Source organism: Paenibacillus sp. 1_12 (assembly GCF_900114475.1).
Lineage (GTDB): Bacteria > Bacillota > Bacilli > Paenibacillales > NBRC-103111 > Paenibacillus_S.
Window position 1 is genome coordinate 169,166 of sequence record NZ_FOTE01000003.1, and the last position, 13,437, is coordinate 182,602.

14 protein-coding genes are annotated in these 13,437 nt (G+C 44.4%); 12 read left to right on the forward strand and 2 right to left on the reverse strand.

What is annotated here, in order from left to right:
* Positions 1 to 35: 35 nt before the first annotated feature.
* From BM210_RS08335 to BM210_RS08390, 12 genes are all read left to right on the forward strand, one after another.
* The gene (locus BM210_RS08335) at positions 36 to 611 is read left to right on the forward strand and encodes a TerD family protein (RefSeq protein ID WP_091167022.1); all 576 of its coding nucleotides are present in this window, start codon (positions 36 to 38) and stop codon (positions 609 to 611) included.
* Positions 612 to 720: 109 nt separating this feature from the next.
* The gene (locus BM210_RS08340; protein ID WP_091167023.1) at positions 721 to 1,302 is read left to right on the forward strand and encodes a TerD family protein; all 582 of its coding nucleotides are present in this window, start codon (positions 721 to 723) and stop codon (positions 1,300 to 1,302) included.
* 35 nt (positions 1,303 to 1,337) lie between these two features.
* Positions 1,338 to 2,705: a TerD family protein gene (locus BM210_RS08345; RefSeq protein WP_091167024.1), complete on the forward strand. Its 1,368-nt coding sequence runs from the start codon at positions 1,338 to 1,340 to the stop codon at positions 2,703 to 2,705.
* A gap of 30 nt (positions 2,706 to 2,735) precedes the next feature.
* On the forward strand, positions 2,736 to 3,518 hold the full coding sequence (locus BM210_RS08350; RefSeq protein WP_091167025.1) for a TerC family protein: 783 nt from the start codon (positions 2,736 to 2,738) through the stop codon (positions 3,516 to 3,518).
* Positions 3,519 to 3,599: 81 nt separating this feature from the next.
* Positions 3,600 to 4,814, forward strand: a complete 1,215-nt coding sequence (locus BM210_RS08355; RefSeq protein WP_091167027.1) for an HpcH/HpaI aldolase/citrate lyase family protein — start codon at positions 3,600 to 3,602, stop codon at positions 4,812 to 4,814.
* Positions 4,747 to 6,174, forward strand: a complete 1,428-nt coding sequence (locus tag BM210_RS08360) for a phosphoribosyltransferase family protein (protein ID WP_091167028.1) — start codon at positions 4,747 to 4,749, stop codon at positions 6,172 to 6,174. The genes BM210_RS08355 and BM210_RS08360 overlap by 68 nt, the downstream gene beginning before the upstream one ends.
* Positions 6,171 to 7,319 carry a cysteine protease StiP family protein gene (locus BM210_RS08365; protein ID WP_091167030.1) on the forward strand — a complete coding sequence of 383 codons (1,149 nt, stop codon included), beginning with the start codon at positions 6,171 to 6,173 and terminating at the stop codon, positions 7,317 to 7,319. Before BM210_RS08360 ends, BM210_RS08365 begins: the two co-directional genes overlap by 4 nt.
* Positions 7,316 to 8,152, forward strand: a complete 837-nt coding sequence (locus BM210_RS08370) for a hypothetical protein (protein ID WP_091167031.1) — start codon at positions 7,316 to 7,318, stop codon at positions 8,150 to 8,152. Before BM210_RS08365 ends, BM210_RS08370 begins: the two co-directional genes overlap by 4 nt.
* A complete protein-coding gene (locus BM210_RS08375) occupies positions 8,149 to 9,174 on the forward strand; it encodes an ATP-grasp domain-containing protein (protein WP_091167033.1) in 1,026 nt (341 codons plus the stop codon). The genes BM210_RS08370 and BM210_RS08375 overlap by 4 nt, the downstream gene beginning before the upstream one ends.
* Positions 9,175 to 9,473: 299 nt before the next feature.
* Positions 9,474 to 10,112 (forward strand): hypothetical protein, encoded by a 639-nt coding sequence (locus BM210_RS08380; protein ID WP_091167034.1) that lies wholly within the window; start codon positions 9,474 to 9,476, stop codon positions 10,110 to 10,112.
* A gap of 20 nt (positions 10,113 to 10,132) precedes the next feature.
* Positions 10,133 to 11,242 carry a toxic anion resistance protein gene (locus BM210_RS08385; protein WP_091167036.1) on the forward strand — a complete coding sequence of 370 codons (1,110 nt, stop codon included), beginning with the start codon at positions 10,133 to 10,135 and terminating at the stop codon, positions 11,240 to 11,242.
* Positions 11,243 to 11,690: 448 nt separating this feature from the next.
* Positions 11,691 to 12,272 carry a hypothetical protein gene (locus tag BM210_RS08390; RefSeq protein WP_091167038.1) on the forward strand — a complete coding sequence of 194 codons (582 nt, stop codon included), beginning with the start codon at positions 11,691 to 11,693 and terminating at the stop codon, positions 12,270 to 12,272.
* A 169-nt stretch (positions 12,273 to 12,441) separates the two neighbouring features.
* Here the strand turns inward: BM210_RS08390 and BM210_RS08395 are convergent, their stop codons facing one another.
* On the reverse strand, positions 12,442 to 12,849 hold the full coding sequence (locus BM210_RS08395; RefSeq protein WP_091167040.1) for an ImmA/IrrE family metallo-endopeptidase: 408 nt from the start codon (positions 12,847 to 12,849) through the stop codon (positions 12,442 to 12,444).
* Positions 12,850 to 12,899: 50 nt separating this feature from the next.
* Positions 12,900 to 13,340, reverse strand: coding sequence for a helix-turn-helix domain-containing protein (locus BM210_RS08400; RefSeq protein ID WP_091167041.1), 441 nt, complete (start codon positions 13,338 to 13,340; stop codon positions 12,900 to 12,902).
* Positions 13,341 to 13,437 lie beyond the last annotated feature (97 nt).

A 13,437-nucleotide genomic window follows, 5' to 3' on the forward strand; every position in this document is an offset into this window, starting at 1 on the left:
AACCTAAATTATAGAAAAGTGAGGCGACTTTTATTATGGCAATCAGTTTAACTAAAGGACAGAAGATTGATCTTACAAAAACCAACCCAGGTATGACAAAGGTGCTTATCGGCTTAGGATGGGACACTAACAAATATGATGGAGGCACTGCGTTTGACTTGGATGCTTCCGTATTTTCCTTGAATGCTTCAGGTAAAGCCGGTTCAGAGAAAGATTTTATTTTCTACAATAACCCTAAGAATGAAAATGGCTCCATCATACATACTGGCGATAACAGAACAGGCGAGGGCGACGGAGACGATGAGCAAATCAAAGTAGATTTGGCTGCGGTTCCTGCTAACGTTGAGAAAATTTCGATCTGCATTACAATTCACGAAGCACAGGAGCGCAGCCAAAACTTTGGACAAGTCTCCAATGCTTACGCTCGTATTGTGAACGAAGAGAGCAATGCAGAATTGATTCGTTACGATTTGGGAGAAGATTTCTCCGTCGAAACGGCTATCGTAGTTGCTGAATTGTACCGCAACAATGGCGAATGGAAATTCAGCGCAGTCGGCAGCGGCTACAAAGACGGTTTGAATGGATTGGTTCGTGACTTCGGGCTTGCATAAACAATAATCCTATTCATGCATGAACTCATGAAAATGGACAATAAGCCGCCTTTACAAGGCGGCTTATTATAAATAACATCGACTTTTATATTCGAAGGGAGTTTTTCACATGACAATTAGCTTATCCAAAGGACAACGAATTGATCTGACAAAAACGAATCCAGGCCTGACCAAGGTTATTGTTGGTTTAGGATGGGACACGAATAAATATAACGGTGGTAGTGATTTTGACCTTGATGCTTCAGCATTTATGCTCTATCAGGATGGTAAAGCCAAAGGCGTAGATGATTTTGTATTTTATAACAATCCGAAGACACCTAATGGCTCTGTTGTGCATACGGGCGATAACCGGACTGGCGAAGGTGAAGGCGATGATGAGCAAATCATTATGGATTTCTCACTGGTGCCTGCAGCTGTAGAAAGAGTTGGGATCACGGTAACGATTCATGATGCACAAGCTCGCGCTCAAAACTTTGGACAAGTTTCCAATGCGTTTGTTCGTATTGTAGATGAAGCCAATGGCAGAGAAGTGCTGCGTTATGATCTTGGAGAAGATTTCTCGGTGGAAACCGCAGTTGTCATTTGTGAGCTGTATCGTCAGGGATCGGATTGGAAGTTCCAAGCAATCGGCTCCGGTTTCTCAGGTGGTCTTGCTGCGCTCTGCAAAAACTACGGCCTTGACGCCAACTAAGCATTATACTTACTACGTAAGAAAGGTGGAGAATCATGGCGATCTCTGTAGTTAAAGGTCAGAAAGCGGATCTGACTAAGAACAACCCTTCGTTGACCCAAGTTTTGATTGGAATGGGCTGGCGTAATGCAGATGGTGTGGATCTTGATTTTTCCGCATTTGTGTTAGGGGCTGATGGGAAGGTTTCACGTGATGAAGACCTTATTTTCTACGGAAATCCTGTGGGAGCAAACCATGCGGTTTCCTTGACAACAGATAACAAACGGAATATAGCGGGAATAACGGATCGGGAGCAGGTCACCATTCAATTGGGCGATGTACCTGGGCAATATGCCAAAATTGCCTTTGCCTTGACTGTCTATGAGGGAGAGAAAAGAAAGCAAAATTTCGCTCAAGTCGACGATGCTTATATCCGTATCGTGGATCCTGCGTCTGGCAATGAGCTGATTCGCTACAACCTGGGGAAAGACTTCTCCGTCGAAACAGCCGTTGTTGTAGGTGAATTGTACAGATACAACACTGAATGGAAGTTCAATGCGATTGGTTCCGGTTATTCTGGCGGCTTGGGAGCCTTATGCAATAGCTTTGGCATAGAGGTGAAGGAAGAAGAGATCAAGGCACCGACACCTCCGACACCCCAACCACCGCCAATTGTTCAAGCGGATAAGCCGGTTAATAACGCGCCGCTGAACCTGAACAGACCGAGCCAGCAGTCTAATAACCCGCCACAGCCGCCGCTCAATTTGAATCGGCCTACTAAAGAGCCAGCCTCGGCACCATCAGAACCACCCGCGGCCAATCCGATTAATTTACACAAAATCGAGTTGAAAAAACGCGGAGATACGATTAATCTTCAAAAAAATTCAGGTTCGCTTGGTGAGATTCTCATCAATCTGAACTGGGATCAGAAGAAAAAATCAGGTTGGTTTGGCGGGAGCAGCAATCTCGATTTAGACTTGGCCTGTTTGTATGAATTAAAGAATGGCAGCAAAGGCGTAGTACAGGCATTAGGCAATTCCTTTGGTTCACTTTCGCGGGCTCCCTTTATTTCTCTTGATGGTGATGATCGGACGGGAACAGTGAAAACAGGTGAGAATCTGCGGATTAATGGAAATATGCTGAAGGAATTTAAACGGATTCTGGTATTTGCCTTTATTTATGAAGGAGCAGCCAACTGGGCGGAAGCTAATGGTATCGTCACGATCAAGCAAAGCGGCGGTCCAGATATTGAAGTCCGGATGGATGAACATGAGAAGAACAAGGGAATGTGTGCCATTGCATTGATTCAGAATGTAAATGACCAAACCTTGAGCATAGAAAAGCTGGTCTCCTATTATTCAGGTCATGCTAAAATGGATGAAGCGTATAAATGGGGCTTGAGATGGGTTGCTGGTTCCAAATAAAGAGTTGTTAGTTAAAAGGGGGGATAGGGTTTGTCAGATTTTATAAGTAGCTTTATAGCCAACTTCAGTACCTTCTTTAGCTGGTCTGCCGTTGTCTCCACACTATCAGATCCAGTGAACTGGGGGATTATTGGGACCCTGATTCTTCTGGAAGGATTGTTATCCGCGGATAATGCACTTGTGCTCGCTGTCATGGTAAGGCATTTACCGAAAGAGCAGCAAAAGAAAGCATTATTTTACGGAATTATTGGGGCCTATGTATTCCGATTCTTGGCCATTGGTATCGGGACATTCCTGGTTAAAATTACTTGGGTTAAGGTTGCGGGTGGTGTTTACTTGCTATGGATCGCGGTAAGCAATCTGTTCAATCTCGAATTTAAAATGTATGGGATTCTTCCTTATATCGGTAAAAAAGCTGAGCTGGAAGAAGGAGAAGTTGAAAATAAAGGAATGGGCTTCTGGAAAACAGTGTTTGCTGTAGAGATGATGGATATCGCATTCAGTATCGATAGCGTACTTGCTGCTTTCGGTGTCAGTGAGAAGATATGGGTATTGTTCCTTGGTGGTATACTGGGCGTTCTGATGATGCGTGGTGTTGCACAAGTATTCCTTAAGCTCATTGAAAAGTATCCGGAGCTCGAAAAAGCGGCATTTGTTTTGATTATCGTGATCGGTCTCAAAATGATCGCAGCTGCTTTCGGATTTGAAGTATCGCACGTATACTTCTTCTCTCTGATCATTGCCATTTTTGTAGGTACGATAATTTACAGCGCAGTTAAGAACAAAGGAAATAATGAGGTTAAATCCAGCTAATGGATGTATAGTAAGCAAATATCCTTCCAATTTCGGGAGGATATTTTAAATTAAGTGTAATAGAAACGGAGGAGCGATTGCATGCGTTATTTTAATTACCTCTCTGAAGAAGAGGAACAGCTCCTCTTTTATGAATCACCCGTCTCTTTTGATAATACGTCCGATAAAGAACTGCTTTCTATTGCTATCGGGGCTGCCTTATATACACCTGCCACCAGGCAAACGATCGCAGATGATATCGTGTCTGGTAAACATGAAGGACTGACCTCCCTTGTATTGGATCTAGAAGATGCTGTAGGAGATCACCAGTTAGAGCTTGCCGAGGAATGCCTGATACAACAATTACGAAGATTGTCAGCATGGATTCGTCTTGGCACGATGACAGTCCAAAGCCTGCCCTTGCTGTTCATCCGTGTTCGCTCACCGGAGCAGATGCACAAGATGCTGACCCTGCTGAAAGAAGATGCCGCATTGCTTACCGGGTTTGTATTTCCTAAATTTACTGTAGACAATGCACATCAATACCTTCAACTCCTCATGGATTACAATCGGTTTAAATCTCCGTCTGCAGCAGTCTTATATGGAATGCCGATACTAGAAACCGCGGCTGTGATTTATCGGGAGAGCAGGCTGGATACATTACTGACGATCAAAAAGCTGCTGAAGCCCTACAAGGAATATATCCTTAATATTCGAATCGGTGCGACAGATTTCTCCAGCCTTTTCGGCATTAGGAGAAGCTCAGACATGACGATCTATGATCTGGGAGTCATCAGGGATTGTGTGATGGATATTATTAATGTTTTTGGACGCGTTGAGGATGGTTATGTGATTTCCGGTCCGGTGTGGGAATATTTCAACAGCGACCGATCACCAAAGCAGACGGTTCTGCAGAATCCTTTTGAGGATGCATTGGGTCGCAAGGGTAGAAGAGTTAGAATGCAGGTTGTCAACCGCCAGACAGATGGATTGCTTCGTGAAATCGCTTTGGATAAAGAAAATGGCCTTATTGGTAAAACGATCATTCATCCCACGCATATTTCAATGGTTCAAGCACTTCTGGTAGTCAGCTACGAAGAATATCTCGATGCCACCTCAATCATTGCCAATAATAATGGATATCTCGGTGTAATGAAAAGCCAGTATGCGAATAAAATGAACGAGATTAAACCCCATTTGAATTGGGCGCAGCGGATTATGAACAGATCAAAAGTATATGGGGTGTTTCATGAAAATCAAAACTTCAATTCCCTGCTCGTCCGACTTGGTCAAGAGCAAGCATACGTACAAAATTAAAGACCAATTAGAGGTTATTGTTCATGTCACGAGCAATCCTCTGAATCTACCGATGGACGAGCTGTTTTTGATGGCAGCCAGAATTAATAAGAAAAGAAGCTTTTTGTTCGTCAGCAAAGTATTGGGCAAGCACATTCCTGTTCATCCGCATGTTTCCTTGCTTGGAGGAGCTGCTCTTGCCGTTCTGCTGCAGCAGGACAATGGAAATCCGGTGTCCGTGGATCTTCCGGAAATGGTTCAAGCAATTCGTAACCCTGACGTTTATGCAGCAGATTTATATGCCAGATTAAAGCAAAGTCCATTGCTTATCGATCAGCCGCACCTCTTCATAGGCTTTGCAGAGACGGCAACAGCATTGGGTCATAGTATGTATGAAGTATTTCGTGGATCTACCCGATATTTGCACACAACACGAGAATCAATCAGAGAGCTGCATTCCATCCTTAGCTTTGAGGAAGAGCATTCACACGCAACAGCGCATCGCTGTTATGCGCTTGACGAACGCTTTTTCCAAGGAACACAGCCTGTCGTCCTGGTAGACGATGAGATTACGACGGGTAAAACCGCGCTGAATATGATTCGCGATTTACATATGAAATTTCCGCGTTCCAAATACATCGTTGCCAGTCTCTTGGATTGGAGATCGGATGCAGATCGCGAACAATTTACGAAACTCGAAGCAGAGCTGGAGATTGAGATTGTATGCCTGTCGTTGATTGAAGGAACGCTCGAGGTCATAGGCAGCTCGATTGAATATAAGGATGAAGCCGTACCTTCTGTTCTTGCGGATGACGAGCCTTCAACATTGACGACCCACTACGTGTACAATGAATTTGACCATATTGAGGTAACCTCAAGCAATACCATAGGTGACTTGAATTTGAATCCGTATGTAAGCTTAACAGGCAGGTTCGGGCTCCAATATGAGGACAATCAACTGCTGGATAAGCAGGTCGAGCAGGCTGCGGCCTTCCTGAAATCTCAAAGAACAGGCTCCAATACCTTATGCATCGGTACTGGTGAGTTTATGTATGTGCCAATGCGTATTGCAGCTGAGATGGGGGATGGAATCCTGTATCAGTCTACTACACGCAGTCCAATTCACCCCAGCCATGAAGATGGTTATGCGATCGGGTATCGGGATGCCTATACCTGTCCGGAAGATCCGGCTGTGATGAATTTCCTATACAATATTCCTCCTGGTCATTATGATGAGCTGTTTGTTTTTATGGAAAGGGAAGCATCCTCAGAAGCAAGCCTACCTTTTCTGGAGGCTTTACAGCGCACATATACACCGCATATTCATCTTGTTTATTTTAGCCCGCCTAAGAACGATGTAAAGAAGGAGCGGAACTCATGAAAACAGAGCTATTTTCCAAGGAGATTCAAGCTCCCCCAGCAGTTGGCAGCTACAGCCCAGCAGATGTGCAGTTTCTGTTAAAGGATTTAAGCGATATCAAGCTGGAGAGAGGGACAGAGGATCGTGAAGAGGCGATTCAGTCTGGTGTGCATTACTCGGAAATGCTTCCTGTGGAATACCAGCCTACAGATGATTACATCCAGCTGTTTCATGATACGCTCGAAGAGTCAGCTGAAAAAGTAGCCGCCGCGGCTGGCGTTGTCGCTGAATTGATTCTAAGTAAACGCGGCGAACATACGGTGCTTGCTTCATTGGCCCGTGCCGGCACACCGATCGGGATTTTAATAAAACGGTATATACAAGAGGTGCATCACATCGATCTGCCTCATTACAGTATCTCGATTATTCGCGGTAAAGGTATTGATGAGAATGCGATTCGATATATGCTGCATCAACATCCTGACCATGAGATACAGTTTGTCGATGGATGGACGGGTAAAGGTGCTATTCGCAAGGTGTTGGTCGAGGCTTGTGCGCATATGAAGGAAAAGTATGGCGTGAGCTTGAATGATGATCTCGCTGTGCTGGCAGATCCCGGTTATTGCTCGGAAACCTTTGGTACCCGTGAGGATTTCCTCATACCGAGTGCCTGCCTGAATTCAACCGTGTCCGGCTTAATGAGCAGAACAGTGCTGAGGGACGATCTGATTGGTCCGAATGATTTTCATGGTGCCAAGTTCTATAAGGAATGGCTGTCCAAGGATCTTTCCAATCTGTTTATTGATAAGGTAGCGAGCTATTTTAAGCGCATTGAGGCGGCTGCCAAAGAAACAGCTTCCTTATTCCTGCAGCAGCCGGAGCAAACCGAGGCGACATGGAAAGGTATACAGGACATTAAGCGGATTCAACAGGATTATGGTATTGCAGATGTGAATCTGGTTAAACCCGGCGTCGGTGAGACGACCCGTGTCCTGCTGCGCAGAGTGCCTTGGAAAATTCTCGTAGACCGCTTGGACAACCCGAATCTGCGGCATATTTTGCTGCTGGCTGAGGATCGTCATGTATCGGTTGAAGTGTATCCGAATCTTACTTATTCATGCTGTGGGATTATAAAGCCATTAGCCAAAGGGGAGGCCGAAGCGTGATATTTGCCAGTGATTTGGATCAAACCTTGATTTACTCGGAAGCTTCCATGGGACAGCTGAAGCCGCAGGAGCAGACCGTTCCAATTGAATTGTATGAGGAAAGACATATTTCCTTTATGACAAAACGTGCGATCCATTTGCTAGCCGAAGTGACAGCTCGTATGGATTTTATTCCGGTTACGACGCGGACTGTCGTGCAGTATGAACGCATTTTTGTATTCAAGGATACGGTAAAGCCGAACTATGCGATAACGAGCAACGGCGGGACGATTCTTGTGAATGGACAAGCTGATGAGCATTGGAAGCAAGCCGTGACGGCGGCTGTTGCCCATTCTAGTGCGCCGGCTGCAGATATTAAACGATATTGGGATGAGATTGCAACGCCAGAGTGGGTACTGACGGAAAAGTACGCGGATGATCTATTTTATTCGTTGGTCGTCTTGCGTGATAAGATTCCACAGCCGGGGCTTGATGATTTTCGTGCGAGAATCGCGGAGCTGGGCTGGAACTTGTCGATCCAAGGCAGAAAAATATATCTGGTACCCGCAGCTTTAAGCAAGGGTGCCGCTATGCTTCATCTCAAGGAGCGACTTGGAGCCTCTAATGTTATAGCCGCGGGAGACTCTTTATTGGATGAGAGTCTGCTGCTAGCTGCGGATGAAGCTATCGCACCCAGACATGGAGAGCTATTCAAGCATTATCCCGAGCATCCACATATTACTTTCACGCAGCATTCAGGTATTTATGCATCCGAGGAGCTTTTGGAACAAGTATTGGAACGAAATACATACAGGAACGGAACGATCTGTGAGAAGAAAGAAGGCGTAGTATGAAGCGGATTTGGTTTAATCGCTGGTTTTCAGTAGCTTATCATTATATGAATATGATCCGCAACAATCCTTATGGAGAACAATTTGAATTGTACGGAACTCATCCCAATATACAACATATGTCCTTGCAGGCTAGCGATCATGCAGAAACAGAGCCGGAGCTGGATGGCTTTGAATATGTGGAATTTTGCTTGGAATTTTGCAAGCGCCATCGAATTGATGTTTTCATTCCGCGATTGAAGATGCTGGAAATCTCCAAGTATGTGAATCTATTTGAGGAGATCGGCACCAAGGTTATGATTTGCCGCGATACGGATTTGATGGAAAATCTGATGGAGAAGGATTTATTTTATGAATCCGTACGCGGCAAACAGATCGTGGAGATTCCCGAGTATTATGTTGTTAATACGGCGGCTGCCTTCAAGAAAGCTTACGAAAGCTTAACGGCCAAAGGGCTGAAGGTATGCTTCAAACCAACAAATGCAGAAGGCGGTATGGGCTTTCGGATTATAGTGGAGTCGCAGAATCGGCTTGAGGAGCTGTATGGCTGGGTTAACCTGAATATAACCTTCGAACAGGCTTATGAAGCTTTTTCCTCTCAGGAGACGTTTGAAGATATTATGGTTATGGAGCTTTTGGAGGGCAATGAATACAGCATTGATTGTCTGGCTTCAGCTGACGGTGAACTGCAAGCCGCTATTCCACGTCGCAAGGAGGCAGGACGGCTCTATTTATTGGAGGATGTGCCGGAGCTGCTTGAAATTTCAAGACGGTTTGCTACAGAATATCGGATACCTTACGTATATAATATTCAGGTGAAATACAATAAAGGCGTTCCCAAGTTACTGGAGATTAACCCAAGAATGTCTGGTGGACTGTATATTACGTGCTTGTCCGGAGTGAATATTCCTTATTTGGCTGTAAAAGCGGTATTAGGTGAGGCTGTTGCGATACCCGTCCCGCAGCTGGAGCTTACAGCCAGTTATGTTGAGCAGCCGATTGTGTTAACTACAGGTAATGGTTGACGGAACTAGAAAAATCTATTTAAAAATTGGAACAGCTCCCTGCTAAAGGGGGCTGTTTTGGCATGGACATATTTGGACAGTCTGTAAAAAGAGGATAACACGTTTAACGGATTTAGCCTGGAGCGATTTTGTGATATGATGGTTATATATAAGACAAGCTGACGAAGTATGCCTTGAGGTCTGCTAATGTGTGTTGAATTATGAGCGCACCGGCCAAATGATACCTGGAAAAGCGTCAGCGTTCGCCTTTGTTTCCGTGCTTTACCACTGGCAAAACTCTTAGGAGGTGAAAGAAGCGTATGTCACGTCTCAAGCTTTTTACCGTATTCGTTGTTGCAGGTTACTTGATCGGCTTGCTTGCTACATTATTTGTACCCGTTTATGTCGCGTTTCTGCTTCCAGCTGGACTGTCGTTTCTGGCACTTATTTTCTTCAAACCGAAGCATCCGATGCAAGGTGCAAAACCTTTTGCCGAGCCAATAGCTCCATCCCAAGCTTCAACACCTTTGCCATCCAGTCCGCAGGATTCTCTGACTAAAGACCCAATATGGGGACCAGTTCTTGAGTATATTGGTGTACTGGAAGATATGATGATATCTGAAGGGCAAAAAGACAATCTCGATAATGAAATTGTGGAGAAAACACTCTCCTTGTTAACTCGGCTTCAGCGGGTGATTCCGCAGCTTCAGGAGCTGAATGATGGGAATATTAATCATAATATTCATCGGCTGGTGTTCAAGGATTTGAACGGAGCGGTTAATCCTTTTCTGAAATTGAGCGGAGAAGCCAAACGTCAAAACCGTCGACTTTTGCTGTCAGGACTTAAAGATATTAATTCTAAAATCTCCTTTTATGTCGAGTCTATCGAACATAGAGATTTGATAGATCTGCAAACCAAAATCGATCTAATTCATGAACGCTACAACGTACAAAACTAACCTTTAAGGGGCTGAGATTATTGTCAACACAACCATTGACGGAGCTTGTATTGCTTAAACAAGAGGATGTACAAAAGGTAGAGCAGGAAGCACAGCAGCTGATTCAAAAAGTATCGACGACCGATACCTTAAACCTGGATAGCCTCATGGATGAGATCGGGAATATGGGTCAACGAACGATGGAAAAGGCAGGACAGTCGCTGTCGATGCTTGAACGTCCTGTGAATGAGTTGATGTCCGGCAAGCGGGCCGAGGTGTCCAATAATATACTTAAGCTCCGCGGCGAGGTGGATGCGCTTAATAAAAGCAAGCAGGTTGGTTTTTTTGATAAGCTGCTGAAAAAAACGCCTATGAAAAATTTTGTCTATAAATATCAATCTGTGAATACGAATGTAGCGGCTATTGTCCAATCGCTGCGAAACGGCAAGGATACCTTGCAGGAAAATATCGTATATATGAAAAATTTGAAGCGTACAGCGATTCAAGAGGTTTACAATGTTCAAGCACGAATTGCGATGGGCAATAAACTGAAAGAGTTGTTTGAGCAAGAGATCAGCAAGCCGGAGAATGCGAATCGCAAAACCCATCTGGAACGTGGACTGCGCAAGGTGGTTACTCGTATCCAATCGTTTACCGAAATGATTTTACTGTATCAGCAGGCAATTGCAGGCACTGATATTATTAACGACAATAATGATAAGCTGATTGATGCGGTAGACAGTACGATTCACAAAACCCAGCACTTGATCACTGTATCTGCGATGATTTCCATGGCACTTCAGGATCAGCTGGATACGATTGATGCGGTCAATTCCGCCAACCGGACATTGGAGACCATGTTTGCCGAAAATTCGAGGCAGCTGAAGGAAACGACACAGAAAACGAATGATTTACTCGGCAAGCCTGCTTTATCAATGGATGTTATTAATCAAGCGATTGGCGATCTGTTCACAGCGATGGATTTATATGAGCAATCGAACCGCAGCATTATTCAAACTGCAACGGAGCATACGTCCAAAATGACGGAGATCAACAAAACATTGAATCAGCGTCTCGGTATTACCTCAGGAGCAAATGCATCGATCCAAAATCAACAACAAAACCAGTCTTTGTCGAGCTTTTTGGAGTAGGATAAACAGCATAAGTGAGCATTACAAAGAAACCGGGAGCGTTTAGCTCTCGGTTTTTGTCGTTGTACGTATACCTTTGTAGGGGGAGTACTAATTATTCCCTGTCTTAAGAAAGCTTCATCTCGGTTCATTCGACCTGCTTGTGTAACAAACGGGTTTCATACGCATACAATGAATGGAATATGGGCAAGTCGGTTACGCATAAGGTTAGGTATGATCAGGAATCACACTAATTGAAATTGAGGTGTTCCTATGCTTGATATGTTGACGGCACTGGGTACAATTATCACACTGATTGTGCTGGCCAGCATGGAGAGGGCACGGTATATAGCGTCATTGAACGATGAGGAATGAAGACATATGATGATAATTGTCAGTGAAGGTCATGTTTTCCAACGCCTATGAATCTGGTACTATGTAAGTAGTATCTATAGATCGGAGGCTGCCAATGCTAGAGTTTGAATTCGAAATTATGAACGGATCATCCATTAATCTACGTTATTTGTTTGGTGGCGAATGGTTTACTTTTAACCTCTATTTGAGTGATGAGGTCTGGATTCTTCATCCTTTTGAAGGGATACTGCTGGGCAATAAGGAAATGAGCCGACTCGTCATCGCAGATATGTTTACCAATAAAACCTTTTTGGTCATGCTGGCGAAGGAAAGAATTTTATTGTCAAATATCCATTCCTCGATGGATCTGGGGCAGCAGTCAGAAGAGCAAATTTCGTACCGCGGCAAAATTGAGGATCAACCGGAGCCTGCAAATGATAAGGACAACATGGATGACATGGATGCATTTATTCAAGCGAATTCGATTGAAGAGGTCATTGAGCAGGAGAAAAAACTCGTATTAAGTCGTGTCAATTATTTTCGTGAGATCTTAAAACGTATGTTCATGGACGGTCTCGGTCCAAATGATGAAGAGTTTGATAAAGTACGCGAAATTGTGAAAATTTATGAGGAGGCTGCACATAAATTAGGAAACCGGGATGACCTGTTTAATGGGAACAATCACAAACGGTTTTAGTGGATGTTCAAAAAGTCCTCTTTTGATCACGAAGTCTGACAGGAAGCTAATTCGGCATCGAATCTTGCATTCAGACTCGAAGTGCGGTGCTCATTTAGGTTTGCCTAATTGAGCACCGCACTTCTTACAACCTTCTCGGTGCTGAAAAGTCGACTTTTTGAACTCGTTTTTAATAAAATCTGTGCATCTCCTCGGGAATGCCATGGCGCGTGCAAAACTGTTCAATCGTTTCTTCCTGATGAATTTCGCTGTTGAATACGAGTAATTTAACGGCGAAGCGATTAGCCTGCATTTCAAATTTACCCGGATTAAAGAAGGAATGCTCCTCCAGAAAAAAACGGCTGATCCCTTGATGAAGTCGATCATGTCCAAGTTCGTGGGCACAAACGAATCGCTGCCATTCCGAAGAAAGCTGGTTATGGATCACAATAAACCGTCTTTTGAGCTTGCGATAATAGATGCCTCTCGTATTCGTCCCCAGGTCATGGAATCTAACTTGGATCCCCATCGCACGGGCAATCGTATAGGGGCAGTTGGTTTTATGTCGTTGTATAAGCTTGGATACGGTATTTTCCATTATCATCACCCGGCTAATTCAATTAGTAAGGCAGTTACGACCTGTGATGTTCACGGCTTGGGCGGAGTATCGGAGTTCTGTGGTTTGGTGCGTTTGTTCATCTGCTTGGCTTCCCAGAAAAAACCGGTCAAAACGTCCATAATCCTCTGCCTGTCAGCATCGTTGATCGGCATACCGTCAAACATGACCTCGCCATCTTCCTCTAACATTTTTTTGAAATCGCGCTTGTCTCTGTACGTAGCCCATTCGGGAATTTCATGCAGCCGTTCCTCCGGCATATGGCCGGCCTGACTCATCATTTCCTCATAGGATACTTTCAAGGCATCGGCTAGCTTGCGAATCGTTTCCGGTTTGGGGATACCTCTCAGACCATTTTCGATGCGTGAGATCTGAGCATTACTAATTCCAGAATCCAGTGCCAGCTGATTAATGCTGATTTTTTTGCGTTCACGGACGGATTTCAGATAGCTGCCAAACTGCGTTTCGCTCATAGTAAGAACCTACCCTTCATTACCTCTTGGTAATAATATACCGAAAATATTCCAAAAGGTAAAGAGAAATAACGAAAAAGTGTTACCAAAAGGTTAA

What these genes read in the sequence shown, in the direction of transcription:
- BM210_RS08395 (WP_091167040.1), bottom strand. Translation starts at nt 12,849, where the DNA reads ATGGAAAATACCGTATCCAAGCTTATACAACGACATAAAACCAACTGC.
- BM210_RS08355 (WP_091167027.1), top strand. Translation starts at nt 3,600, where the DNA reads ATGCGTTATTTTAATTACCTCTCTGAAGAAGAGGAACAGCTCCTCTTT.
- BM210_RS08360 (WP_091167028.1), top strand. Translation starts at nt 4,747, where the DNA reads ATGAAAATCAAAACTTCAATTCCCTGCTCGTCCGACTTGGTCAAGAGC.
- BM210_RS08365 (WP_091167030.1), top strand. Translation starts at nt 6,171, where the DNA reads ATGAAAACAGAGCTATTTTCCAAGGAGATTCAAGCTCCCCCAGCAGTT.
- BM210_RS08400 (WP_091167041.1), bottom strand. Translation starts at nt 13,340, where the DNA reads ATGAGCGAAACGCAGTTTGGCAGCTATCTGAAATCCGTCCGTGAACGC.
- BM210_RS08335 (WP_091167022.1), top strand. Translation starts at nt 36, where the DNA reads ATGGCAATCAGTTTAACTAAAGGACAGAAGATTGATCTTACAAAAACC.
- BM210_RS08340 (WP_091167023.1), top strand. Translation starts at nt 721, where the DNA reads ATGACAATTAGCTTATCCAAAGGACAACGAATTGATCTGACAAAAACG.
- BM210_RS08390 (WP_091167038.1), top strand. Translation starts at nt 11,691, where the DNA reads ATGCTAGAGTTTGAATTCGAAATTATGAACGGATCATCCATTAATCTA.
- BM210_RS08375 (WP_091167033.1), top strand. Translation starts at nt 8,149, where the DNA reads ATGAAGCGGATTTGGTTTAATCGCTGGTTTTCAGTAGCTTATCATTAT.
- BM210_RS08380 (WP_091167034.1), top strand. Translation starts at nt 9,474, where the DNA reads ATGTCACGTCTCAAGCTTTTTACCGTATTCGTTGTTGCAGGTTACTTG.
- BM210_RS08345 (WP_091167024.1), top strand. Translation starts at nt 1,338, where the DNA reads ATGGCGATCTCTGTAGTTAAAGGTCAGAAAGCGGATCTGACTAAGAAC.